A 25,577-nucleotide genomic window follows, 5' to 3' on the forward strand; every position below is an offset into this window, starting at 1 on the left:
TTATAAAAATTGAGTTGAATTGTTTCCATAATGCTTTATCAATTTATCTAACATCGCCGCTTTAGCTTTTTTTTGAATAAGTAAATCATTTTTCATCACAACGAGTTATCTTAAAAAAGCATAAGATATGCAGGTTTTAGCATATTTAGGCATATTGTTGATGTTTGGTCCTATCGAATTCATTATGGCTGGGGTTTTGGTTGGCTTCTGTGTAGGTATTACAGGAGTTGGCGGTGGTTCATTAATGACCCCTATTTTGATTAGTTTATTCAAAATCGAGCCTCATATTGCCATTGGTACTGACCTACTTTATGCATCAATTTCTAAGTTCTGTGGTTCTGTGGTTCATGCCAAAAAACTAAACATTGTATGGCCAATTGTGATTTGGTTAGCTATCGGAAGTATTCCTGCTTCATTTGCGACATCATGGGTTTTAGAACACTATTTAAGTCAATCAACTCATTATAAAGCGGTACTGACTATGGTACTTGGTTTTATGTTGACTTTGACCGGTGTATCAATTGTGTTCCGTACCCAAATTGAGAAGTTCTTTGATCGCTTTAGAAATCGCGAACAAGACAATATGGAAAGCGAGCAACATGCTCTGCAACATAAACGTTTTTATATCGTTATTATGGGGATTGTACTGGGTGTATTTGTAACATTATCCTCAGTAGGTGCTGGTGCTTTTGGTATCATGGCTCTAGTGATTATGTTTCCAAATTTGCCTATGATTCGTATCATTGGATCAGATGTTGTACATGCCGTTTTACTAACAGCCGTCGCAGGTTTAAGCCATATGTCTTCAGGTAATGTTGATTTTACCTTATTAATGTGGTTATTGGTTGGTTCCATTCCTGCCATTATTGTGGGTACTTTAATTAGCTCTCGTATGCCTGAACGACTGATTCGTAAAATCTTAGGTATTACATTATTTGCACTAGGGATCAACTTTATGGTGAATCCAATTAAAGCCAAGCCAAAACCAGTTGAAACTCAGCAAGCAGTTTTTGTTCAACAGACAAATCATTTAACCAAAACCGTTTAAACCCATAAATATGCTGGTTGATTTAGAACAAATTATGCGATTCGCTAGTTAATCAATCAGCATTTCATGCTATATTCGTAGACAAAATAACCTCTTCTTTAGATTGAATTTGTGACAGCGATGAATACTCTACAGCCAAACCCAGTTTCTCAACCAGATATCAATGACGTTAATATTAAAAGCATTCAAACCTTGATTACCCCTGCGGAACTGAAAGCTGATCTTCCTTTATCTGAGGCTGCATCAAAAACTGTATTACAAGGACGTGCAACTGTACGTAATATTTTAGATGGCAACGACAAGCGTTTATTTGTCGTCATTGGTCCTTGTTCAATTCATGATCCTAAAGCGGCGAATGAATATGCTGATCGTTTACGTGTACTTAGCGAAAAAGTAAAAGATACACTTTATTTAGTCATGCGTGTTTACTTTGAAAAACCACGTACCACTGTGGGTTGGAAAGGTTTAATTAATGACCCTGATATGAACGACTCATTCAATATCGAAAAAGGCTTGCATATTGGTCGCGGTCTTTTGCTTGAGCTAAATGAAAAAGGCTTACCTTGTGCAACTGAAGCACTTGATCCTAACTCACCTCAGTACTACCAAGATTTAATTTCTTGGTCAGCGATTGGTGCTCGTACTACCGAAAGTCAAACTCACCGTGAAATGTCATCAGGCTTATCTTCACCTGTTGGTTTTAAAAATGGTACAGATGGCGGCTTAACGGTTGCAACCAATGCCATGCAATCGGTTAAACATGGTCATAGCTTCTTAGGCTTAAATGAAAATGGTCAAGTAGCGATTATTAATACCAATGGTAACCCTTATGCTCACGTAGTTTTACGTGGTGGTAATGGTAAACCTAACTATGATGCTTCTTCTGTTGCGGAAGCTGAAGCTGCCTTAGCGAAAGCAAAAGTAAGCAATAAGATCATGATTGATACTAGTCATGCAAACTCAAACAAAGATCCGTACTTACAACCTTTGGTTCTTAAAAACATCACAGAGCAAATTCTTGATGGCAATAAATCAATCGTGGGTATCATGGTTGAAAGTCATCTCAAAGGTGGTCGTCAGGATATTCCTGAAAACTTATGTGATCTTGTTTATGGTCAATCAGTGACTGACGGTTGTATTGATTGGGAAACAACAGAAAAAGCGCTATTAGAGATGCACGAAGCGCTTAAAGATGTTTTGCCAAACCGTTAATTTATAAATAATAGATATTAAAAACAGGCTCATATGAGTCTGTTTTTTTACGTGAAAGATCAATAAAACCAATAAATTACTGACTTAAAATACTCACCATTTGTGTTAGATATGTTTTGTAGTGTAATGTTTTTTTAATTATACTGCTGCCACATTTCCACTGTGTCGTATCGCTGATATGAAGTCCAGTTTTCGTCAACATTTGCTAAAGTGGCGTGCCTCTCTCGGTGCGATAACTTTGCTTTGTTTACTCTGGCATATTTTCTTACCCACGATGGTTCATATTGGCGTTGTACCTGCACTGTATGCAATGCCGAGTCACTGCCAAGTTACAAATATTCAAAATAGCTTAATGGATTCAGAATCCCATTCTAGCCATCACCATCATGCTATGCACGATAAAAAGCAGCATGAACAGCATCTTCAACATCAAAAACATAATCTACTTAGTGATCATGCTAAAGAGGTTTTTGCGCTTGCAAGCAAGATCATGAAGCATTGTCCATTATGTACTTATGGCGTTGATGCCGCTGCAATCGTTCCTTTTATTGCAATTATTTTTGTATTTTTATTGGCTTGGTTTACTCGTGTACGATGCCTATGCTATGCGTGGACAGAAAATCTGCATATACCACGTATCTATTATATTTTTCCAATTAAACAAGCACCTCCACTCGCTCTATAAAACGCAATTCCGTAAATATCGTATCCAGTGAGAACTGCGGTACCGCCTTGTTTATTGCTTTTTTTATAGAGTTTGATATGAATACTCAATTTCGTTTGTCAGTATTAGCTGCTGCGTGCCTTTCTGTTACTTACAGTTCAATTGCTTTAGCTGAAACTTCATCAAAAGATGAAACCAAAACCTTAGTGACGATTGTCGTCACTGCAAGCCGTGAGGGAGAATCGATTAGCAATACTCCTGCTGCGATTAGCAAAATCAGCAACCAAGATATTGAAGATAAACATGCAACATTCATTGGTCAGTTAGTGAATCAAACACCAGGTGTTTTGATGAATGACTTGGGTAATGAGCAGCACATGATGTCTATACGCCAACCAATAACAACTGCGGCTGTTTATCAGTATTTAGAAGATGGTATATCTGTACGTCCAGTAGGTGTTTTTAACCATAATGCATTGTATGAAGTAAATTTGGCTGGGATTGATAATATTGAAATTCTGCGTGGTCCAGCCAGTAGTTTATATGGTAGTAATGCGATTGGTGGAACGATCAACTTCTTGACCAAAGCACCCAGTTTAACCCCCACAGCTGATTTAGGCTTGAGAGCAAGCTCTGAAGGCTATCGCCGTCTAGACCTAGGTGCATCGAATACCTTTGATACCGAATTTGGGGAGCATGGCTTTAGAGTTTCAGGCTATGCCAGCGATCGTGGTGATAGTTGGCAAGATCACGCAGAAAGTAATAAGCAAAGTATCACTTTGAGACATGATTGGCGCATATCTGATGCCACCCAAGTTAAAAATATCGTCAGTTATAATCATCTCAAAGCAGATATGACGGGTAGTTTAAATGCAGAGGATTTCAGTAAACGATCTGGTTACAGTTATCAAACCTTTACCTATCGTGAAGTTGATGCAACAAGACTTTCATCTCAATTAAACCACAGTTGGAATGATCAAAACCAAAGCCAAGCTACACTGTATTATCGTGATAACACGACTGAACAGAACCCAAGTTATAATATTCGTACAGATTCCAAAAATGGTACGCCTACAGGAACGTATAGTGGACAAACTACATATAATGCTTTTCAATCTTATGGTTTAAATTTCCAACATTCAATTAACTTAAACCCTGTGAAATTAATTGTAGGTGTTATGGCGGAACATTCGCCCAACCAAGCAAAAACCAATGATATTGAGGTGTTTCGTGATCCTAAAACACGAATATATACAGGGTTTAATCAACGACAATTACTGCGTGATTTTAATGTCGATGTCAATAACCAAGCGATTTACACACAAGCAAATTGGCAAGCTTTACCAAACTTAAACTTAGTCGGTGGCGCTCGCTATGACTGGATCAGTTATGACTTTGACAATAAACTTATTCCCTCACACGTGACAGGTGCTCCAGATGAAAAGCGTAATTTCCATAAAGCCAGCCCACAACTCGGTTTTGTATGGAATATTACGCCTGAATTAGATCTTTACAGCAATTGGTCGCAAGGCTTTGTTCCCCCTGAAGTCAATAATCTTTACGGAGCGAATTTAGTCACACCTGACTTGAAAGAAGCAACCTTTAATAACGTTGATCTTGGATTACGTTTCAAGTTGTTAGATGATCGCTTGGATGGCGAAATCACCTTGTATCGCCTAGAAGGCAAAGATGAAATAATTAGTTATACAAAAATAGATAAAACACGTGAAATACGTGAACCACGCAATGCAAGTAAAACCTTGCATCAAGGCATTGAAATTGGTGGAACATGGAAGCTCAGCGAGCTATATGATCAGCAATTAAAACTTTCTGGAAGTATTGCAAAGCACGAATATAAAGAATTTCAACCGTCTTTAACACTCGACTATAGTGGAAATACGATGCCTAGTTCTCCAAAAAGCTTTGGCACCATCGAGTATCAGATCAAACCTCTTCCTGGGCTATTGCTATCCGCTGAAGGTGTGTATGTGGGTTCATACTGGATTAATGAAGCCAACACAGTAAAATATGCTGGTCATACTAGTCTAAATTTACGTGCGAATTATCGTAAAAATGCTTATGAAATCTATGGGCAAATCCTGAATGCTGCCGATGTACATTATGCAGAAAGCACCTCTTTCAATAGTAACCAAGCCAGTTATACGCCTGCAGCACCACGTACTTATTTATTGGGTTTACGCTATCATTTTGGGAAATAAGTCATGAATGCCAACCAATTGAAAAAGCTATTGAAGTTTCATCGTAGCTTTGGAATGGTACTTGGCATTCTCGTTTTGATGTGGTCTTTAACTGGTGTGTTGCATCCAATTATGAGTGCAACACAACCTCAACCTGCAAAACGTATGCCTCCACCCCAACAGCTTGATTTGAGAGATGGATTTTCCGTCTCTCAAGTATTAGAAATGCAGAAAATTACCGAGTTTTCTGCATTACAAGCAATTGAACTTAATAAAGATCTTATCGCTTATCGAGTTTTAAAACCTAATCAAAATATTGCTGAATATTTTGATCGTCATACTGGGAAATTGATTAAAGCTGCTGAATTGCAAGATGCAAAACGTCTTGCAGTTTGGTACACCGGCTTAAAACAACAACAGATTATTTCTGCTGAACTGGTCACTCAATTTAGTGATGATTATCCAAGCGTCAATCGCTTATTACCTGTTTGGCGTGTAGATTTTGATACTGGTTTAAGGGCTTATGTCGATCCAGCACAATCTCGATTAGCAACGATTTCTAATGATCAGAAAATGTGGATGGCACGGATCTTTCGCTTAGGTCATACATGGACTTGGGGAGATCAGCCTTGGACAGGACAAAGTCTCTTGATGCAAATTGCTTTAATTGGCATTCTTGCTTTGACCTTGATGGGAATCGGATTGTTTTTCAAAATTCACAATCGTAAAAATCATCGTTTAGCTAAAAAGCCAATTCGTTTTTTTCATCGTTATCTGGGCATTAGTTTAAGTGTTTTTATTTTGTTATGGGTGTTTAGTGGTTTTTATCATGTTTGGCATAAAAAACCTGAACTTGTGAATGTTCAGCCCATCTTCCATACGCAAGATTTAAATCCTGAAGCATGGCAATTGGCAGTTCAACGTCCAATTCAGCGACTCAACCTTGTACCGATCGCTTTTGATCAGAATCAAGCACATGCAGGCTGGATGGTTCAATTGACTGGAAAACCCCAATTACAAGGGAGCATGACCGCAGCGAAAGAACATGATCACCATCATCATGCAAAAGATGCTGCCCCAGCCATTGAGTAAATTGATGCTCAACATGCTAAAAAGTTGAATCCTCTTGAGCAGAGCAAATATTTGGCAGCCTTTTATTTAAACTTGCCTTTTGAGCATTTTACTCAAAGTTCATGGGTTACACAGTTTGGTGGTGAATATGGTTTTATCAACAAACGTTTACCTGTGATCAAGGTTGAAACCAATTTGAATGATCAGCTTAGACTTTATATAGAACCAAGTAGTGGTGTCATTGCGGCTCAAGTAAATCAGCAAGATGCCTTAGAGGGCTTTAGTTTTGCATATTTGCATAAGTGGACATGGTTGCCAATAGATAAAACGCTTAGAGACATTCTGTTGGCAACAATTGCGGGATTGATTGCAGTATTAGTTTTCTTGGGAAGTGTATTGGCAATTCGAAAACGTTAAAACAAAATTGATCCTTCTTTTCTGAGAAGGATCAATCCTATAAAAATTCACTTAGTTATAAAAGAAAGCAATCACAAAAGTTAATATTAAACCCGTCTCACTTAACTCAATTGCTGCACCCACAGTATCGCCCGTGATACCACCGATTCGCTTAATAAACAAAATTCTTAAGTAAACCAATATTAAGAAAAAGCTGATTAAAGCAACTAATCCAATTAATTTAAATGCACAAAGCAATGCCAATGTAATGACAAAAACCATCCATCCTACAGTTTTAGGAATAGAATCAGTCATTGAATGCCCTAATCCATTTTCTCGAACATATCGTGTTGTGAGAAATAAAAATAAAGGAACACTGCGACCCAGCATAGGTATTAAAATTAAAAAAGCAGAGAGCTGTTGTTGAAGCAAGACATATAAAGCGGAAAATTTAAGTAAGCAAACAATGACTAAACTTAGAACACCGATAGGACCGCAACTTGGGTCTTTCATGATTTTAAGAGTACGTTCCCGATCACCAAAACCGCCTACCCAAGCATCTGCTGTATCCGCTAGACCATCTAAATGAAGCCCACCTGTAAGCCAAATCCAAATCACTAAAATAATCGCTGTAACAAGAATAATCGGTACTTTTACGAGAAGGATTGAAAGTCCAAATAGAATTAATCCAATCAACAAACCTACAAGTGGATAAAAAAGTACAGATTGACCATTTTGCTTTGCAGTTGGTATCTGTTTTAGTTCGATGGGTAGAACAGTCAAGAATTGCAAAGCGATCCAAAAAGACGTCATGTAAACTCAATCATATTCGATTCATAATTTAGCAATTATGAGGAAATAAAACTGGGAATAGCCTTGCTATTCCCAGTTTGAAAAAACTAATGCTTGGATTATTGAACTTGATAACATTGTTTGAGCTTTAAATAATCATAATAGAAACTGTTGGTACTATATTGTGCATATTTACATGATGGTTTAAACAAGGTCTCTTTTTCATTGTAGAGCATTTTTACCAAAGTGATACCTTGTGCATTTTGATAAATATCCCACTGTAAATTCGCAGCCATTGGCGATACCACTTCACCTCTCCACTTGCTATTGCTGTAGTTATAGGTTTGACGTAATGGTAAAGGCTGCATCATGTCATGTAACTCTAGACTGGTCGCCAGTGGAATAATGATTTCAGCATGTGCGAAACGTAACACAGCGCGGTGGGATTGTTTTCTTTCAATAATCGCATCAACTTGGTCAAATAAATCCTGCTTTAATCCCTTTGACATCTTACTGGTGACAGCATTGGATTCAGAAAAGCTTGGACCTTTAGAATAAAAGTCATTAGCATCATTGAATTCTGCATAAAACTTAGCTGCATCGATTGGCATATATTTATCAAAACTTACGTCGTTAAGTTCAACCTGCATCCCTCCTGAAATAGAGTACAGTTCATAAATATAAGCAGCAGCATCTACAGCACTAGTAATTGTATTCTTTCCTTTGCCTTTTTCAGTAATATTTTCACCTGTTGGGGTAGTCACAGTATATGAGCCTGTATTACTGAAAGTATAACCGCTTGTACCTATTTTTTTAATAAATTCAGGTTTAAAAATTGGCGTTAATACACTCATAGCAACCTGCTGAGCACGCGATTTTTGAGTTAACTCATCTAGTTTATTAGCTAAGTCAGCATTATCTTCTTCAAAGTGTTGATAAGCTTGACTTGCATCATAAATGACTTGTTGTTGTGCAGATATAGGCTGAGTTAAATCTTGAGTTTGATTTAAACTATGAAAATAAAGCTTAAATCGATCTACTCCAACGTCTTCACTAGATGGAATACTGGTACTGACCAAACTTGTATATGACGTAGGTGTAATTTGACTCTTCAATTGTGGTTGTTGTTGAATCAATTCAGCAGTAAAAAACTTGGCACTATCAACCGCACGATCTACACCTGAGCTTTGGACTAAGATAGATTGAGGTTGTGTCGCTCCTGTTTTAAATAGTTCAGGTAGACGCTGTAAAAGACGGTCTGCAATACCTCTATGTTCTTGAATACCAAGCATCGTTTCATTGCCATATCCATACTGGCGAATCCCATCTACACCATAACCAAGCAAAATATTGGCTTTCATCATATTTTCTAAATCAGCACCTAATTTTTCACCTAAAGGTGTTAAAGCATTCTCAGCCTTAGCTTGTTTCCATAAATTATAAAGCGCCAAATCATATTTAATGCTCGATAATCCTCTAGAACCATGACGTGCTACTAACTCTGTAAAAACAGGTTTGAAACCCTGTGGAATTGCTTCATATTTTTTTAGATCTTGTTGTGGTTGGTATGGAGTTTTAGTCTGATAATATTTTGATACCGTGTTATTTTCTGGGATTATTTTTGCTTCTGAGCGATCATCGTTATTACATGCCGCCAATAAAATGCTCACGCATAACACACTGCTTTTCAATAATATATTCATAAAGGAATTACTTATAGGTCAAGAAATGAGATGTATCATAGGCAGTGGCAATGACATTTCGATTACATGACCTAAGCAAATACTGGAAATAAAATAAGATTTTATAACTACTAAATTGCTGTCTTTTCAGAAAAATGTATTTGATTGTCAACTTGAGTGAGGTTTAAAGCATATAACGCCCCTAACTCTGCGGGCATTTTTAATAAATCATTGAGATGTTTATGTCGTGCTAAACAAGTCAACAATTTAATCACTCCACCATGTGTAATAACTAATGCTCTATTCCATTGATGTATTTGCATTTGAGTGTGGATTTCATCAAATCCAACTTTAACACGCTGTAAAAATTGCTCTAAAGGTTCACCATTTGGTGCATGATATTTTGTTGGAAATTGCCAAAAATTTGCCAATAACTCGGGTTCATTTTCATAAATGCTTTGAGTCGAAATACCTTCCCAATCACCAAAATACATTTCTTTAATATGCATATTTAATTGCAAAGGTCGTTCAAGTTGCTCTGCCAAATTAATAGCGAAGGCATGACAACGTTGCAAAGGTGAACTAAAAATGACATCCCAATCAGTGTTAGCAGTAACATGTTGCTGTATGGTCGATTGCATCTGCAACCAACCATTTTCTGTCAGTTCATCATCAATGTGCCCACGTAAAGTATGGCTTAAAGTTGTTTCACCATGTCGCAGTAGATCAAGACGCAACTTTATCTCCAGTCACTGCAGCTTCGGCAAAAGTTGCCATTTGATTATGTAAAACACATGCCAATTGCAGCATTGACAATGCTGCGCCTGCACCACTTCCTTCACCCAATCTTAGATTCATTTTTAAAATTGGCTGCGCTTTTAACTCTTTGAGAATACGAACATGACCATATTCTGCTGATTGATGTCCAAATAGCATCCAGTCACGGCAGCTTGGCTGTATGTGAACAGCACATAAAGCTGCAACGGAACTAATAAAACCATCCACCACAATAGGCAAACCAATTTGAGCGCAACGTAAATATGCTCCTGTCATGGCAGCAATCTCTAAACCACCCACGGCAGCTAGAATTTTCAAAGCATCATTCGCAACATTGGGTTGATGGAGTTCAATTGCTTGATTGATAACTGCAATTTTATGTAGCAATTGTTGATTATTAATTCCTGTTCCAACACCTGTCAGTTGTGCTGCATCTTCATTTAACAACAAACATGCGATGGCTGAAGCGGAACAAGTATTGCCAATGCCCATTTCTCCAGCGATAAAAATATCAACCTGTTCTGACTTCGCTAGATCCGCACTGGCTTTACCTAATGCCAATGCAGCAAAACATTCTTGTTCCGTCATTGCAACGTGTTGAGCAAAGTTGGCTGTTCCTGCACGAATACAATGTCGCTCTACACCGACATAATCATAGGAATCGCCTACCGTTCCACAGTCAATCACTTGTAACTGGGCCTGATGATGTTTTGCAATAACACTGATTGCCGCACCGCCAGACGCGAAATTTTGAAGCATTTGACGTGTCACGGCTTGAGGATAAGCTGAGATATTTTCGTCAACTACACCATGGTCACCTGCGAAAATCGTGATCCAAGGTTTTTGAATTTGGGGATGAACTGTACCCTGTAAACTTGCTAGCTGAATCGCAAGCTGCTCTAACTCTCCTAAAGCTCCTGTTGGTTTAGTGAGTTGTTGTTGTCGTTGTTCGGCTAGATGTTTTGCTTCCAAATCAATGTGTTGTACCGATTCAGCGTACCAAGCATTTTGTTCAGTCATGTTATTTCTCATCTTTTAAAATCATTGGAAAGCCTGCAACACAAAACATCAGTTTATGAGCAAGCTGCCCTAATGCTTGGTGCAATCGACCAGCTTCATCCACAAATCGACGGCTAATTTCACCCATCGGCACAACACCTAGCCCTGTTTCATTACTGACTAAAATAATCTCAGATTTAAGTTTGGGTAATATTTCTAATAACTTGTCTGTCTGTTGTTGCTGCAAATCTTGATCTTCAGCTAACAATAGATTGGTCAACCATAAGGTAAGGCAATCAACCAAAATGATTTGATGTTCTTGATCTAGTTTTAATAATTGATTCGCCAGAAAAATAGGCTCTTCACAAAGTTTCCATTGCTTAGGTCTTTGCTGCTGATGATGTTGAATTCTTTGCTGCATTTCATCATCTAAAGCTTGCGCCGTGGCGACATAAATCACAGGGAGTCCACGCTGCAGAGCTATATTTTCAGCCAATCGGCTCTTACCCGAACGTGCACCACCCAAAATTAATTGCAACATATTAAGCTAATACCATTTGATGATAAGGATACAGTAATCCTTGTAAAATCTGAGCCTTATAATAACCGAAAGTCAATTGACTCACTTGAATTTTAATTCTTTTGGCTTCAAAGCTTTTTATTCGCTCCAAAACAAGATCACTACTCCATGCATCGTTATAAAGTCCAATCGTAATATGAGGACAATATTGTAATGCCGCTATTTCCTTCGAGACAAGTGAAAGCTGAGAACGGATTTTTTCTAAATTTTTTTCTTGATCGATGATTTGAATAAATAAAGCACTGCTAAAACTATCGATCGCTGTGAGTTCTAGTTCAAAGGGTTCGAGTTGTAATTGATTGATAGATTTTAGATGTAGTGACAATTGTTCAGCTGAAAAATCATCATTATATGGAGAAAGATGGGTATTTGGAAAACCGCATACGAATAACGTAATGTGATACTGACGTTGATTCGACGTAAGTAGGAAATCTGAGAAATGTGTTTTGATCGCATCTAAATATTCAACTAATTCTGGTTGATCAATTTCGATATACCACAAAGCATAATTTGTCCGACCATGATGCCATTCCGGATAGTCTCGAATTTCAGTTTTAACGAGTTGAGTAGATGTTTGTAATAACACAACGACAATAACAATCTGACAGTTGTGTTATTCAAACATAATTTTCTTGCAAGATTAAATGATTTTAAAAGTCATTTAGGCTGTTTCAAGCTCGGCTTTTTTAATGCGAAAAGATTGCTCTCCATCTGAGATATTTAATTCAGCTGAGACTGCTGTAAAAATCAATTTAAACAAATCGTTCTTTTCATGCTCAATAATGTCCATTTGCTCGATAGCGTTTTGTAAATGCGTCATCACTTTATCAATAGGAATTTCTAAAAGCTTAACTGCATACACATAACCCGAAACAGCACCTTGTAATAGGTACTTATATCGCAGTTGTTGCACGATATGATTTTCAATACTGCCGAGTACGCGTTCGTTGTAACCCAGTTTTCTCAATGGATCACGAGCCACACGTTCACATGGATCTTTGTAGGCAGAACGACATGAGCTCATAAAACTTTCAGCCATGCGATCAAGTTGTTTGGCTTGATTCGGAACGATATTTACCAATCCTGATTTCACTTCAATCACCAATTGCTCAGCAAATTTCTTGATCTTCTGATCTGCTAAAGCAATTCCAATCATTTCATGATCAATAAGACTCGCCTGCCAAGCGATCATGGCATGACAGCCATTCCATAGACGATTTTTAATGATTTGAATATCTGAGATTTGATCAACCAAGATCATTTGGCGCATTTTATTTAACAGCGGGCTACGATTTTCAACATAGATCGGCATATCCGTTTCGCTATGGAATAAAATTAAATCCATATTTTGTAAAAACTGACCTGCTTGAAACTGATCGCGCATTTCCTCTAATGATTGACTGAGCTGACGTTCCTGTTTTTCAGTTAATGCTGTTTCATCTGATAACTCAATCGTTTCTTCATTCAAATCAGCTTGATACTGTTTAAATAAACGATGCTTAATATTGAGTTGACGATACAAAGCTTGATCACTCAATTTTGAGACCATGCGATTGACCACTGTATCACAGAAATAATGCTCACTTAAAATATGCTCAGCAATATCTTCATCCGTGATCTCAAGCAAAGCTTCACGAATATGTTTGAGCACTAAATATTTCGCGCAAACCTTATTCAAAATAATCAGAAAAGTGATTGGTTCAAGGTTGTCTAAATCTTGTGACATGAAACGCGCCAATAAACCTTTGGCAATCATTTTTGATTCAGATGCTATCGCATGTTCAGGCAAACACAATGCAATAAGGCTCGATTGCATGTACATTTCACGCATCTGTTTATCATTATCAGCATCAATAACAGTCAAGTTATCAATTCGTTCGTCAAAAGACGATTGACCATATCGAATACTATAGCTGCCAAAACTATTCACCGATTCCAAATACAATTTATTTCGCGTGGAAGCCAAAATACGTTTTGGACGTGTATATCCATCCCAATGTGAAACAATTTGAGCAATATACCCACCACCAATTGCGCCAAAACCATGAATCCCTACGGTTAATTGATTCAGACTTTGCGGAAATGGTTCTTGTAGCTGAGGCATATCCATTTCAGGGATGTACTGATCTAAAGCATTTAAATACTCGTACATATCCTGATAATAAAAATTTGCTTTCGCTAACATGCGATCATTAGGTTCTTTAATATCTTTAAATAAAATCGTAATGCCACCCGCATCATGAGCTGAACAAATTCCATTTTCTGAATCTTCAAACATCAAACACTGACTTGGTTGTAAATTTAGTTTTTGCGCAGCGGTAATAAAGATTTCTGGATGAGGTTTTCCCTTTTCAACTTCATCCCCACACACTAACAAATCAAAAAATTTATAAACGTTGGCATTAATTAAGTATTCTTCTGCAATTGCACGACGACTTGATGTCGCAACTGCCATTCTTAAACCTGATTTGCGTAAGCGCTCTAAAACTTGAATTAATCCTTTTTTGATTGGAACACCATTGTGACGCACAGATTCCAACTCAAGCTCATCAGCACGTTTTCTAATCGCTTGATATGGAACATCTTCCCCATAAAATTTCTTTGCAAGTTGTTCTGCAGTTTTTGCGCTCAGACCTAAGCACTGCATTAAATATTCATCTGAAAATTCCTGTCCAATAAGCTCCTCTGATGCTTGTTTCAATGTTTCAAAGCGTAATCGCTCTGTATCAAACATTGTTCCATCCATATCAAAAAGTGCCCCTTGAACAGGAAAATCATGAAAAATCAACATCTTTACTCCTCTTGTTTTGTTTTAGTTTTAATAGGCTAACCCAGAAATGAGCTTAAATTTCGACCGTTAAATAAATGAAATAAATTTGATTAATAAATGATCAAACAGCCATCTATATTTACGTCCTAAGATGTAGTTATGTAAGTTTTCTTGCTTTTTAAAAGAATATATGGGTTATTCTTGATCATATTAAGCGTTTAATCTTCGACAAAAGAACTCATTTCTTCTTCCTTTCTGACTAAAACCCACCCTATACATATCCCGACCAATATCATTAAAGCGAATAAAAAATAGAAAGGTAGATTTTGATCAAATTGATATAAATAAGTGCTAACTAGAGGACCAAAAATCAAACCAAAAGCTTGAGTTGCAGTGCAATATCCTGCCATTTTAACTTGTGAATCTTTCGTAACTGCTTGTGCTGCGCCTGTTGTAAATGCTGGTAATAAGCATGCCACTGAAACACCATAGAAAATATAACTGGCTTGAAAAACCACAATGTTTTGCGCATATAGTGATAGTAACAACCCAAAGCACATAGTCAAAATGCCAATTAATACAAGACTATGTAGTTGCAGCTTAATCACTTTTACGATCAGCAGCTGTGTCACCACCAGACAGATACCAACAATAACCATACATTGAGCAAAATACACTGCGCTTTGCTGACTACTCAGAAAGAATTTATCTTGGATGTAAAATCCAGCAGTCATGTTTAATGTCACAATTGCAACATAAGTAGAAAAGCCTAAAGCCAACCAAATTAAACTCTGCTTGATAATATTTTGCTGATTCAAAACTGTATTTGAATTTTGTTCTAATACCTTATTTGCATCGGATCTTATATCAGCCGTTTTCTTAAAAAAAATGAAGAGTGCCAAACTGACTAAAGCCAGTAAAACGACCGAGAACCACATTGGAAATAATAGTCCACCATACAATAATAACGAAGTCGCCAAAGGTCCGACAATCATGCCAAAACTGTTCATCGCACCAAAAAATGCCATATTCTTACTACGAGTAGTTGTTTCAGTTGATTCAGTCATGACATAACTTTGCAGACCGATTTGTGGCATTGCCATAAAAATGCCAGTCGAAGCACGACTTAAAACCAACAAAATGAAAATCAATACTGAAGGCAAAATTGCATCTAAGCCCAAAGCCAGTATGAAAGTAAAAAGTGCCCATGTGATGGTCATTCCCATAAAACCATAATTCACTAAATTTTGTGGAGATTGATTACTTTTGTTCTTTGCAATCCATATTGAAGCGATAGCCATACAGATCGCTCCTGCTGAAACGATGACTCCACCTTGGAATTCGGATAAATGTAGCTGTCGAGTCAAAGGTGCCAGTAAAGGAAGAATCATGGAAAAACAAGTTCCATTAATTAAAGCAGCCAAAGCTAAAAATTTTAAATGATTGTTCATCATGGACTTCATCAAAAGAAAAGGCATCTGAAAAGATGCCTTTTGGATAAGATTAGTATTTGAGAGTGTAGCTCAAACCATAGGTACGACCTTGAGCAGGTAAGCTAGATATAGCACCATAAACTACTTCTGCTGCTTGGCTAAATACAGTTTTATATTCTGTATTCCAAACATTATAGACACCAAAACCCACAGTACCTGGACCTGCTTTTGTATTGGCAATCACATCCATAACTGCATAGCCCTTGATTTTCGTTGCAGCATTTGGACTAACATTGGTATCATATTTCGCAACTAAAGAATCTTCATATGCTTTATTAGTACCTTTTACGGCTAGCATCTGGACTCTTAAACCATTCCCTTTATCATCATTCCACTCACCAAACAATGTACCTTTAACTGGAGAAACTTGTAAGGCATTAAGTTCTCGCCATGATCCCGCAGCATCTTTAAATTGACCTCTAGTATAGGCAAGTGTTCCACCCACACTGAATTGATCTAAAATAGGCATACTTGCATTTGCTTCAACGCCGTAAATCCGTTGATCTGTATCTGCGACTGTAACTGAACGGTCTGCTTTAAATTGAATAACCTTATCCGATGTATTATAGAAAGTTGTTAAACCTAAATTTGCACCTAAATCGTTTTGCAATCTCCAACCGAGTTCATAATTATTCACAGTAATTGGATCAACATTGCCTGAACGAACAACATAACCTGCTGAAACATCACGTAGTACACGTTGAATATCAGGCAAACTAAACCCTTGGGAGAAATTCGCAAATACTTGTTGCTGATCATTTAACTTATAAACTGCACCTAAATTAAATAAAGTTTTATCATGTTTAACTGAACCTGCTGCGACTATACCTACAGGTTGACCTGTGATATCTCCTTGGATAGCTGCAACAGTTGGTTTGAATGCTGTGGTATCACTTTCAATACGTTGATATCGAATGCCTGCCTGCATATTGAATGCATCTGTTAAATCATAATTCCCTTGAACAAATGCACCTAAGTTTTTAATGGTTGCATCTGGGCCAAAGTCATAACTCCGCCCTGTATTATTATATTTCAAACCATTATCAGTCATGCTATATAAATCAGCAACTTGCTTATCTTTCTCATGGTCATAATCAATACCATAAGTCAGTTTTAAATCACGATCGGCAAGATTTAGTTTTGATGTCATCGCAGCACGAACACCAGTAACGTCAATATCAGATTCCGATTGATAGGCTAGATAATAACCAAATGGCATAAAGTTACTTAAAACAGTTGGATAAAATCTTGCTTTTTCATTGCGATAATACGCTTCAACATTAAGTTCTTGACCTAATAAATCCGTATTTTGGTATTGTGCATTGACTGCATAACGTTTGGTAAACGGTTGATCATCTATTTCAAAGCCTTTTAATGCATTTAAACTTGGTTTGTTACGTTTCTCAAACACAGCATAATCAGGACCATAATCAGGCCCATACTCTGAATCTTGTTTGTCATCGTAATACTGCGCCCCTAAACTTATTTTTTGGGTATCAGCAAATTTCCAGCTTAAACGACCATTTACATCAACCGTTTCTGTATCTTGGCGATCCGTTTGTGCAATCTCTGGTCCAATGCGATTACCATGGCTGTCTTGGATTTCACCACGTTTGGTATAGCCTGCCCCTAAGAAACCACTCCAATCACCTTGATTAAACCCAACTGATTGATAAGCTTCATAAGCTAGTGCATCATTTTTAAAATTATCCCCAGAAGTCACGCCAAGTTTTGATTCAAAATTTACACCATCACCAGTCCCTTTCTTTGTGATGATATTAATAATACCGCCTGTTGAACCGGAACCGTAAATACTACTTGCACCTGAAACCACCTCAATTTTTTCAATTGAATCAGGGCTAATACTATTTAGTTGGCGAGCCGCATCACGTGAACCTGTTTGTGCAACTCCATCAATAAGTACAAGCACCTGACGACCACGCATCGTTTGACCGTAATTAGTGGTTGTTCCACTACTTGGGCTAAGTGATGGAACTAATTGAGCTAAAATATCTGCAACTTTTCGTCCAGCAGCTGCTTGCTGTTCAATCTGTTTCTGTTCAATTGATTGAACAGTACCTGCTATCTCAGCGATACTTTGTGCTGAACGAGTTGCTGTCACAACAATTGGCGCAAGTTGTGTTGGTTTTTGAACTTCTGCCGCGACATTATTTTGAATCGTGGTATCGATCTCAGTTGTTTGAGCATAAAGCTGGGCACTTACTGCCAAGCTTAGAAGTGTTAATGTTGTCGAAAGTGTATGAACTTTCATAAGTAGCCCCTAGATAAGTTGTTTCGATTGTTTTGCTTTAGAAATCAAAACTTGACTGAGTAAAACGCTTAAAATGGATGCAGCAGCGAGAATGAGATAGAAGTTTCCATAACCAAATGCTTTGGCTAAGAAACCTGAGACTGCACCGCCAATGAAATAAACCAATAGTTCGAAGCAAACTAAAATCGTAAAATCAGTACCAGCTTGATCTTTAGAACTGGTCTGCATGAAATGTGCATATAACGCTGTCATCGCGATATAACGAATGGCAAGAATAACCACTACAAATACGCCAAGTAATCTATGCCACTGGTCAAACCAACTGAGCAAAACAGCAGTGCCCAACAAGGCATAAATCAAAGTCCGTGCCCAACCAGCCCAGATCAGCAATTGTGTTGCAGCTATTTTTTTTAATAAAAATGCAGCAGAAACAGCTGCTAGTAATCCAATACCCGCGCCAATCACAGACATCAGCACACCAATCTCAGCCAAAGACCACTTTTGATCAATCAGCATCGGATTCAGCATTGCCATTGCAGGTGCTTCAACGAAGCGATAACACACGATCAAAGCTAATGCCCATAACATTTCTGGACGTTTAAATGCACGGATCAGACTTGGCGGCTGTTTTGAGATTTTCTCTACATTTGATTTTTCTTTAATTTGGGAAATAGCCAACATCGTCAATGCTGTCATTGCGGCTAAGGAAATCAGTGCAGTTTGCCAACCATAAAGCTGATACAGCCATAAAGTTGCTGCTCCACCCACCATACTGCCAAGCGCAACGCCTATACTTTGCGCCATACTGCCTAGTCGATACTCAGATTCTGAAAAGGTTTCGACCGTATAGCCATCAATGGCAATATCTTGCGTTGCAGCGAAAGTTGAAATCCATAAACCGACAATAACAAATACACCAAGACCGTAATCGAATTGGGTAAGTGCCAAAGCAACGACCCCCAACACCAAAGCTATTTGCGTAAACAAAAGCCAAGTTTTACGTTTACCGAGTTTTCTGAAATAAAAACGGTCGATAAGCGGTGCCCAAAAGAACTTGAATGCCCAAGGAATATAAAGCAGCGACAACATGCCAATCCAACGTAAATCTACACCTTGATGGCGCAGAATCGCAGGTAATGCGACGTTATAAAAATACAGTGGTAAGGCATGCGCGAGGTATAAAACCACCACGACAGTCAGGCTCAAGGCTGAGACTTTCTGAATATTTAATGAATTTTGATTCATAGATACCTCTGCATCGCCCATTGCATGGCTTCAGTTTTATCCACACTCACAAAATATGGAACATGCCAAGCTTTGTGCAGAGCTGGTGTATCCAATCGAATACGATCTTCGTCATCCTGAGCAATACGAGCAAAACCTAAGCAATATTGGTAAAAATCTTGTTTATATTGCTTATACCACTTGCCTTGGATCGCCCTATATTCTTCAGGAAATTCAGTATTTACATCGGTTTGCATGATTAACACGAAATTTCGCTGATGTTCAAAATAATGCTGAATCCGTATCAACCATTGTTCAAATTCTGCCACCGAGACTTGCGCTGCAAAGCGCATGTCCAAGATATGCATTTCATTGATATATAAGCTCATGTAACACTCAGAAGTTTGGCTGGCTTTTCTGCTAGCTGTTGTTGTGATGTTTGGTAATATTCCCCAAACTTGTTATAGAAAGTTTCTCTGAAGCAGTAATACAACATTGCAGTTTTTTCAGGCATCGGTATTAAACGTTGTGTTTCATAGCAAAGCTCTGCCACGACTGCCGCATAAGGTTTAACGGTATGGTCTGGTTCACCTACGATTTTTTTGGCTTTAGAATGTTCAAAAATATAGAAGCTGAGTAAACGAATGGTTGGGCGTAAAAAACCTTTACCGAAAACGGATTTATCACCAAACAGTAAATGCCATCCCAAATCATTGTCATCACCTTCGTAATAACGACCTAAACGATCACGCTTACCTTCATAGATCTCGGTATAGCCCACATCTTTGCCATCAATTCCAACGATCAATAAACGGTGATGGTCGTCTGCAAGCATTTTGTCGAAGTAAACTTGTAACTCCAGTTCCGATTTATTTAACTGCCACTGTGGAATCACATGTGGTTCATGCATCCATTTGTGTAATAAAGGAATATCCTGCGGATATTGCACTTGGCGTAAGTAGTACTGAGTTCCATCCTCAAAGTATTCATAATAATCGGGTAATTGCTGAGAGATTGTTTTCATATCGAACCTATAAAATGACGAATAAAATTAGCCCACTTTCGCTTGGCGAAGTTGCTGTGCCCACGTTTTCAATGTTTCTGGGCTAACTGGATTTGCAATGGGATCAAGAAAGACAGGCACAGGACGCTCTGCTTCATCGTTATAACTTGTGGTAAATAGACGTACACGGTTTAGACAAATTTTGGTGTAACTTGGACGCAGCATGGCGAATTTATCAGCACGTTCAGCCAGTTCTGGATGTTTGTGGTTAAATTCAACAATCGTGTTGGAAATGGTCTGCCAGAAATCAAGCTCTGAATATTCAGGATAGTCTTGCAAGAACACATTACAGATATAACGGTAATGCACCATAAACAGACCTGTGAAAATGAAATGACTTAAATCTATCGCTTCGTGACGGAGTAATAAATCTGCTTCAGATGGTAACTGAGCTAACTCAGGAAAATCCTCATCCACTAAATTGATGTCATCAATGAAGTCTTTTAATACGATGGCTTTCGGCACACCATTTTCATGTACCAACATTGTGTTCTCACCGTGTGGTGAAAATGCCAAACCATAGCGATACAAGCAAAGTAACAATGGACTCATGCACACTTGAGCAAATTGAGTTAACCAAGCTAAAGGACTCAATCCTGATGCTTTGATCAGCACACTCAGGATAGATTGACCAGAAATATCACGATGTAATAAAGCTGCTTGCGAGAGAACTTGTTGTGATGAATCAACATAGCGATCAACACTTTCACGCCACAAACAACCGAACAGCTCTTTAAATTGATATGGTGCGCCGTCAATGCGGTCAAAACATGGCTGGTGAATGGTTAAAGTTGCAACCTCACCCAAGAAAATCACACCTGTATTTTGTAAGTCTTGATCTTGTTGATGAATCTGTTTTAACCATGCGGTCACTGCTGGAGCAGCAAGATTACGTTTTGAGGGTAATCCACGATAAACAGCAGTATTAAAAATACTGACTGGCAGCTTAATGTAATGACGTTGTAGATTTGATGTATTGCATAATGTACGAATGGATTGCATTGGTACATAACTATCTTGGCTGATATTCAGCTCAATGATTTTCTGATCAACAATTTCATTGGCATAAGTTGGCACGAGCCATTGGTGCCATTGCCACGCATGTACAGGAATCAAAAAATAATTTTGTGGGTCTAGATTTTTTTCTTGGAGAATATTCATGAACTGCTGTAGTTCATTGGCATCAAATTCATGTTGATATAAACCACATGCACTCCAATCTTCAGTACTTCGATACTCTGCTAAATCACGATGTACGGCTAACCACAACACTTTAACTTCAGGAGAAAGTTCTGGCGCTGAGCTAAGATAATCATCATAACCAAAACCCATACGCCCCTTACTCATGATGAGCCAAGGATGACCTCGTAGCATGCCTTCAACTTTGTAATGAGGCTCAGTCAAAACCGCTGTGCTTGGCAAACGTGTTTCATTGAACAAATGTGCTTCTGCCAGCCAAGTATTGTTCATTTCTTTGATCAAATACGCTTTGGTAAATGGCTTAACATTAGAACTGTCAGACATTGCGACAATGAACTCATGTAAGTTCCAAGCAGGTTGATCATTTTCCTGACTATGAGTCACATCACGTACTGAAGCTTCCTGAATATTCCAGTGTCCGAGTAGATATTGATGTCCTTGAAACTCATACTGACGTTTGCCTAAATCTAAGCGATAATGCCCTGCTGACAATGCTTTAACTTCAATAATTTCTTCATATAGAAACTCTGCAATCGCCATTTCAATAAGACGTTGCCCTGCGGCACGCCATTGCTGCTGATTAATTTTTAAAGTTGCAAAGTTCATATCAGTTTCTCATAAGTTGAATGTACAGAAGCAGTTTGTGTCCGTGTATTAGCACCACGACGATTAGGGTGCGTTGTCATCACGTTCTGTTCTGTTTTCTTGAAAATTGAATGGTTTTTATTGGCAGAATTTTCACAAACGCACTCTTTTGATTGTGCTTTGTCGTCTGCCATACAAATTTTTGGATTTTGAGAGAGATTAAAGTGTTGGAATGTCTGCGCTTGATTGCCTAATTCATAAAGAGGCTCAGCAAGCAGTTGATTAATGATCGTTGCTGCACGATAAGCACCAAGACCTAAATCAGGCGTGCCGACACCATGACTATGCATTTCTTGATTTTGAACAAAGATATGACCATTCAGCCGATGTACAACACGATAGTCGTCTGTAATCTGCCAACGCTGTTTATGATCAAACTCGATGTATGGCTTGAGCAACTGCATAAAACCAAAATCAGGTGTGAAATAACCCGTTGCGGCTACAAGAAAATCACAGTCGAGATGAAAAGACTGAGCTGTAGCACGATGCTGGAAATGCAGTCGGATTTTTTGTGTATCCAATGCTTCTGCATCTTTCAAATCACATTGACTATGTAAATGTGTCTGTAAGCTTTGACCTGCAATACTGCGATGATAAAGTTTCTGATAAATCTCACGAATGGTTTTTGCGCTAATTCCCTTGTATAACAAGGCTTGTTGCTTTAACTGCTGTTCCTTTTGCTGCACAGTCAAATCATAAAAATGCTGAGCATAATCTGGACTAAAATGTTCCAAACCTAATGGCGCATACTCCATCGGGAAGAAACCCTGAGAGCGCGTAAACCAATGCAAATCAAACTGATGATTGAAAGTATCTTGCTGTTCATCAAATAAGTCGATAAATACTTCAGCTGCAGATTGTCCAGAACCAAGTACGACCACATCGCCATGTAAATCTGTATCGGCATGCGTCATATACTGTGCTGAATGCAGACATTGTTGTGGATGGATTTTCTGAATTTTTGCCAAACATTCAGGCAAATAAGGCACATTGCCGCTTCCAACCACCAAATGACGGCATAAATAACTTTGCTGAACACCGTTTGATTCAACGACTACTTTAAAACCTATCGTTTGAGGTTCAATCTTTAGAACCTGCGACTGGTATTCGATACAATCAAGTTGTTCTGCAACCCATTGGCAATAGTGGTTGTATTCACAACGTGGAATATGTGGCTGCTCTAAAAAGTAAAACTTATACAAACGTTGCTGATGACGCAGATAATTCAAAAAACTAAATGGACTGGTTGGATCAACCATCGAGACCAAATCTGCCATGAATGGCACTTGTAATACCGTATTAGGTAGTTGCATACCTGCATGCCAATCAAATTGCGCCTTTTGCTCAAAAAACACGTAATTGAGTGAGCTTTTGTTTTGTAGCAAACTAGCAAGACTTAAATTAAAAGGCCCTAAACCAACTCCAATAAAATCAAGCATAACTGACATCCTTCTGTGAAATACGCAGCGGATTTGGCAGTTGCACGTAAACAGACTGATTTTCTACAGGCGCGATCAATTCGTCTAACTCATGCAAACGTGTCAGCAAGTTACCCTTATAAGGCAGAGTTGAATTGAACAGTAATCCTTGCAATAAGGTGCTATCAGGATATTGTTGTAATTGTTCTTCTAAAAATTCAGTTAAACGCGCTAACAATTCATCTTCAGTGATATAGCCTGTTGCACCGATGGCATTAATAATCCCAAACAAAGTATTGCCGAAGAAATAATAACTAAAACGTTCATCCACAAAATCTTTCGGACCCACCGCAAAGGCTTTTTCTTTCAGTTCAGGTAGCGCTTGCAGAATTTCAGTCGCAAACTCTTCAATATAATAAAAACCTTGGTTATCACGTAGCCATAAAGTTTTAGGAAAATGATTTTCGAGTTCCAATAATACATTTTGTTGATGTGACTCAAATGCCATACCGAAATGATGGTATAAATACATCAAAGGCTGCAAACTGACTTCGAGGAAACGATTAAACCAATCTAAAGCAATCTCTGAAAAATCCATCTCAGGATGAGCTTTTGAAATTTTGGCAAATAATGCGTTAAAACGATTTAAAGATTTGCTTGGATGATCCTGACACAAGGATGCAATACAAGTGACTTGCTGTTGAGGATGGAAAGGCTGATCTCTAAAAATGCAGATACTTTCATTAATCATTTCATCATCAATTTTTAAGGCGATCCAGGCGGGGTCATTGACTGCCTTTAGACTTGGACACTGTTTAAGAATATTTTGCCCAAACTCACTGTGCCAAAGACGATGTGTTAATTCACCACGATGACATTCTTTGGCTAAATTCACTCGAATAGAATTGGTAATCATCACAGAAAGAGATGGTTTGACCATCCACGGTGCGTTGAAGCTTGCCAATGTACGAATGGATGTTGTTGGAGAGAATTGCCAGCCACGTAAACCTAAATCAATCAATTGCCCTGTTTGCTTCAATCGTTCAAACCAAGATTTACTCTGTAAATAGCGAGCTTGCCAAGGATGTAATGGGAGTAATTTATATTCGCTATAGGTTTTAACTAGATTGAGATCATTTTCAGATAAATACCACTGTAATGCCGTTTTTAATTGCGCTGAAATAGGTTCATCAGTCGCACTACCTTCTGCAATATAATCTTGGTGCACTAGCCAATAATGAAGTTGTGTCTTACCTTTGTGTTCAGGTGAAAACTTTAGCCAATCCTCATGCACAAAACCTGTTCTACTTTTCGGCGCTGGGTGCATGCTATGCCCCAAAATCAATGCCTGTTCAGTTTCAATAAAGCTTTGACCAGCTTTAACCAAATCATCAAAATCAGCTTCACGTTGTATTAAAAACTGTTTCAGTGCTTCACGGCTTTGAATCCACTTCTCTACCAAAGATGCCGCATCTAAAGATAAAGGTGATTCAGAAACCAGTTCTTCAAGTAATAGCCCAACGACTGCAACTGGGCTGAATGATTTTGGTTGACCTGCGATTGTAATTTGAGGGAGATTGGCTACACGATGTCGTCCAACTCGACTGACATAAGATAATGGGATATCACATTGAGCATGAATAGAATTAATCGGAATAGATAATAGCGTCAAACCTTGGCTAAACGCTTTTTGTTGCGGAGTTTGCTGTGTTTTATTAAGCAAGTGACCTTTGCCAGTTTCTTGCGTATATGCGTTGACGAAATGTTGTATCGCCAACCGATTGGCAAGTGATTGCATCTGTCGGTATCCTCTATATAGAGAGAGTTAATTTTTTTTCGAATGTTTAAGCTCTAAACACTTCTCAAATACAGCAACGGCTGTACACAAGAATAAATGAATGATAATAATTATCATTTATAATAGCAATTACAAATTTGCGGCGTGCAAAATTAATTAAAATATTGATTTTTAACGTTTAAGATAAAAAATAGATAACTATAGATACAAAAGATAATAATTCTCATTATTATATATTCTAATTATATTGTTTAATTTTATTGTTTTAGTAGATT

19 protein-coding genes and 1 pseudogene are annotated in these 25,577 nt (G+C 38.1%); 5 read left to right on the forward strand and 15 right to left on the reverse strand.

The window, feature by feature from the left end:
* Positions 1 to 160: 160 nt before the first annotated feature.
* The 5 genes and pseudogenes from NGC85_RS08565 (at position 161) to NGC85_RS08585 (ending at position 6,610) form a co-directional block, all read left to right on the forward strand.
* The gene (locus NGC85_RS08565; protein ID WP_254805570.1) at positions 161 to 1,048 is read left to right on the forward strand and encodes a sulfite exporter TauE/SafE family protein; all 888 of its coding nucleotides are present in this window, start codon (positions 161 to 163) and stop codon (positions 1,046 to 1,048) included.
* A gap of 120 nt (positions 1,049 to 1,168) precedes the next feature.
* Positions 1,169 to 2,260: a 3-deoxy-7-phosphoheptulonate synthase gene (locus tag NGC85_RS08570; RefSeq protein WP_169110242.1), complete on the forward strand. Its 1,092-nt coding sequence runs from the start codon at positions 1,169 to 1,171 to the stop codon at positions 2,258 to 2,260.
* 178 nt (positions 2,261 to 2,438) lie between these two features.
* Positions 2,439 to 2,945, forward strand: coding sequence for a hypothetical protein (locus tag NGC85_RS08575; RefSeq protein WP_254730225.1), 507 nt, complete (start codon positions 2,439 to 2,441; stop codon positions 2,943 to 2,945).
* 77 nt (positions 2,946 to 3,022) lie between these two features.
* Entirely contained in the window at positions 3,023 to 5,143 is a 2,121-nt protein-coding gene (locus NGC85_RS08580; protein ID WP_254730228.1) for a TonB-dependent receptor, read from the forward strand.
* Positions 5,144 to 5,146: 3 nt separating this feature from the next.
* Positions 5,147 to 6,610, forward strand: a pseudogene (locus NGC85_RS08585) (PepSY domain-containing protein).
* Positions 6,611 to 6,661: 51 nt separating this feature from the next.
* On the opposite strand, the gene NGC85_RS08590 reads toward NGC85_RS08585, so the two are convergent.
* From NGC85_RS08590 to NGC85_RS08660, 15 genes are all read right to left on the reverse strand, one after another.
* A complete protein-coding gene (locus NGC85_RS08590; protein ID WP_254730231.1) occupies positions 6,662 to 7,402 on the reverse strand; it encodes an adenosylcobinamide-GDP ribazoletransferase in 741 nt (246 codons plus the stop codon).
* 98 nt (positions 7,403 to 7,500) lie between these two features.
* The gene (locus tag NGC85_RS08595; RefSeq protein WP_254730234.1) at positions 7,501 to 9,084 is read right to left on the reverse strand and encodes a histidine-type phosphatase; all 1,584 of its coding nucleotides are present in this window, start codon (positions 9,082 to 9,084) and stop codon (positions 7,501 to 7,503) included.
* A gap of 110 nt (positions 9,085 to 9,194) precedes the next feature.
* On the reverse strand, positions 9,195 to 9,800 hold the full coding sequence (locus NGC85_RS08600; protein ID WP_254730237.1) for a histidine phosphatase family protein: 606 nt from the start codon (positions 9,798 to 9,800) through the stop codon (positions 9,195 to 9,197).
* Positions 9,790 to 10,860, reverse strand: coding sequence for a nicotinate-nucleotide--dimethylbenzimidazole phosphoribosyltransferase (cobT, locus tag NGC85_RS08605; protein WP_254730241.1), 1,071 nt, complete (start codon positions 10,858 to 10,860; stop codon positions 9,790 to 9,792). The genes NGC85_RS08600 and cobT overlap by 11 nt, the downstream gene beginning before the upstream one ends.
* 1 nt (position 10,861) lies before the next feature.
* The gene (gene cobU, locus NGC85_RS08610) at positions 10,862 to 11,380 is read right to left on the reverse strand and encodes a bifunctional adenosylcobinamide kinase/adenosylcobinamide-phosphate guanylyltransferase (RefSeq protein WP_254730243.1); all 519 of its coding nucleotides are present in this window, start codon (positions 11,378 to 11,380) and stop codon (positions 10,862 to 10,864) included.
* A 1-nt stretch (position 11,381) separates the two neighbouring features.
* Complete coding sequence (locus NGC85_RS08615) at positions 11,382 to 12,005, reverse strand: 2'-5' RNA ligase family protein (RefSeq protein WP_254730246.1); 624 nt, start codon at positions 12,003 to 12,005, stop codon at positions 11,382 to 11,384.
* 75 nt (positions 12,006 to 12,080) lie between these two features.
* Complete coding sequence (gene mtlD, locus NGC85_RS08620; protein WP_254730249.1) at positions 12,081 to 14,210, reverse strand: bifunctional mannitol-1-phosphate dehydrogenase/phosphatase; 2,130 nt, start codon at positions 14,208 to 14,210, stop codon at positions 12,081 to 12,083.
* Between the two features lie 197 nt (positions 14,211 to 14,407).
* On the reverse strand, positions 14,408 to 15,667 hold the full coding sequence (locus tag NGC85_RS08625) for an MFS transporter (protein ID WP_302885504.1): 1,260 nt from the start codon (positions 15,665 to 15,667) through the stop codon (positions 14,408 to 14,410).
* Between the two features lie 25 nt (positions 15,668 to 15,692).
* Positions 15,693 to 17,954, reverse strand: a complete 2,262-nt coding sequence (locus tag NGC85_RS08630) for a TonB-dependent receptor (RefSeq protein ID WP_254730252.1) — start codon at positions 17,952 to 17,954, stop codon at positions 15,693 to 15,695.
* A gap of 9 nt (positions 17,955 to 17,963) precedes the next feature.
* On the reverse strand, positions 17,964 to 19,199 hold the full coding sequence (gene actC, locus NGC85_RS08635; RefSeq protein WP_254730255.1) for a putative ferric acinetoferrin MFS transporter permease subunit ActC: 1,236 nt from the start codon (positions 19,197 to 19,199) through the stop codon (positions 17,964 to 17,966).
* Positions 19,196 to 19,567: a protein ActB gene (gene actB / locus NGC85_RS08640; RefSeq protein ID WP_254730258.1), complete on the reverse strand. Its 372-nt coding sequence runs from the start codon at positions 19,565 to 19,567 to the stop codon at positions 19,196 to 19,198. Before actB ends, actC begins: the two co-directional genes overlap by 4 nt.
* Complete coding sequence (gene acbD / locus NGC85_RS08645; RefSeq protein ID WP_254730261.1) at positions 19,564 to 20,202, reverse strand: acinetoferrin biosynthesis acetyltransferase AcbD; 639 nt, start codon at positions 20,200 to 20,202, stop codon at positions 19,564 to 19,566. Before acbD ends, actB begins: the two co-directional genes overlap by 4 nt.
* Positions 20,203 to 20,229: 27 nt before the next feature.
* Positions 20,230 to 22,047 (reverse strand): acinetoferrin biosynthesis protein AcbC, encoded by a 1,818-nt coding sequence (acbC, locus tag NGC85_RS08650; protein ID WP_254730264.1) that lies wholly within the window; start codon positions 22,045 to 22,047, stop codon positions 20,230 to 20,232.
* On the reverse strand, positions 22,044 to 23,525 hold the full coding sequence (gene acbB, locus NGC85_RS08655; protein ID WP_254730267.1) for an acinetoferrin biosynthesis monooxygenase AcbB: 1,482 nt from the start codon (positions 23,523 to 23,525) through the stop codon (positions 22,044 to 22,046). The genes acbC and acbB overlap by 4 nt, the downstream gene beginning before the upstream one ends.
* A complete protein-coding gene (locus NGC85_RS08660; RefSeq protein WP_254730270.1) occupies positions 23,518 to 25,302 on the reverse strand; it encodes an IucA/IucC family siderophore biosynthesis protein in 1,785 nt (594 codons plus the stop codon). The genes acbB and NGC85_RS08660 overlap by 8 nt, the downstream gene beginning before the upstream one ends.
* Positions 25,303 to 25,577 lie beyond the last annotated feature (275 nt).

This window comes from Acinetobacter sp. Z1, from assembly GCF_024296945.1.
GTDB classification, from domain to species: Bacteria; Pseudomonadota; Gammaproteobacteria; order Pseudomonadales; family Moraxellaceae; genus Acinetobacter; species Acinetobacter beijerinckii.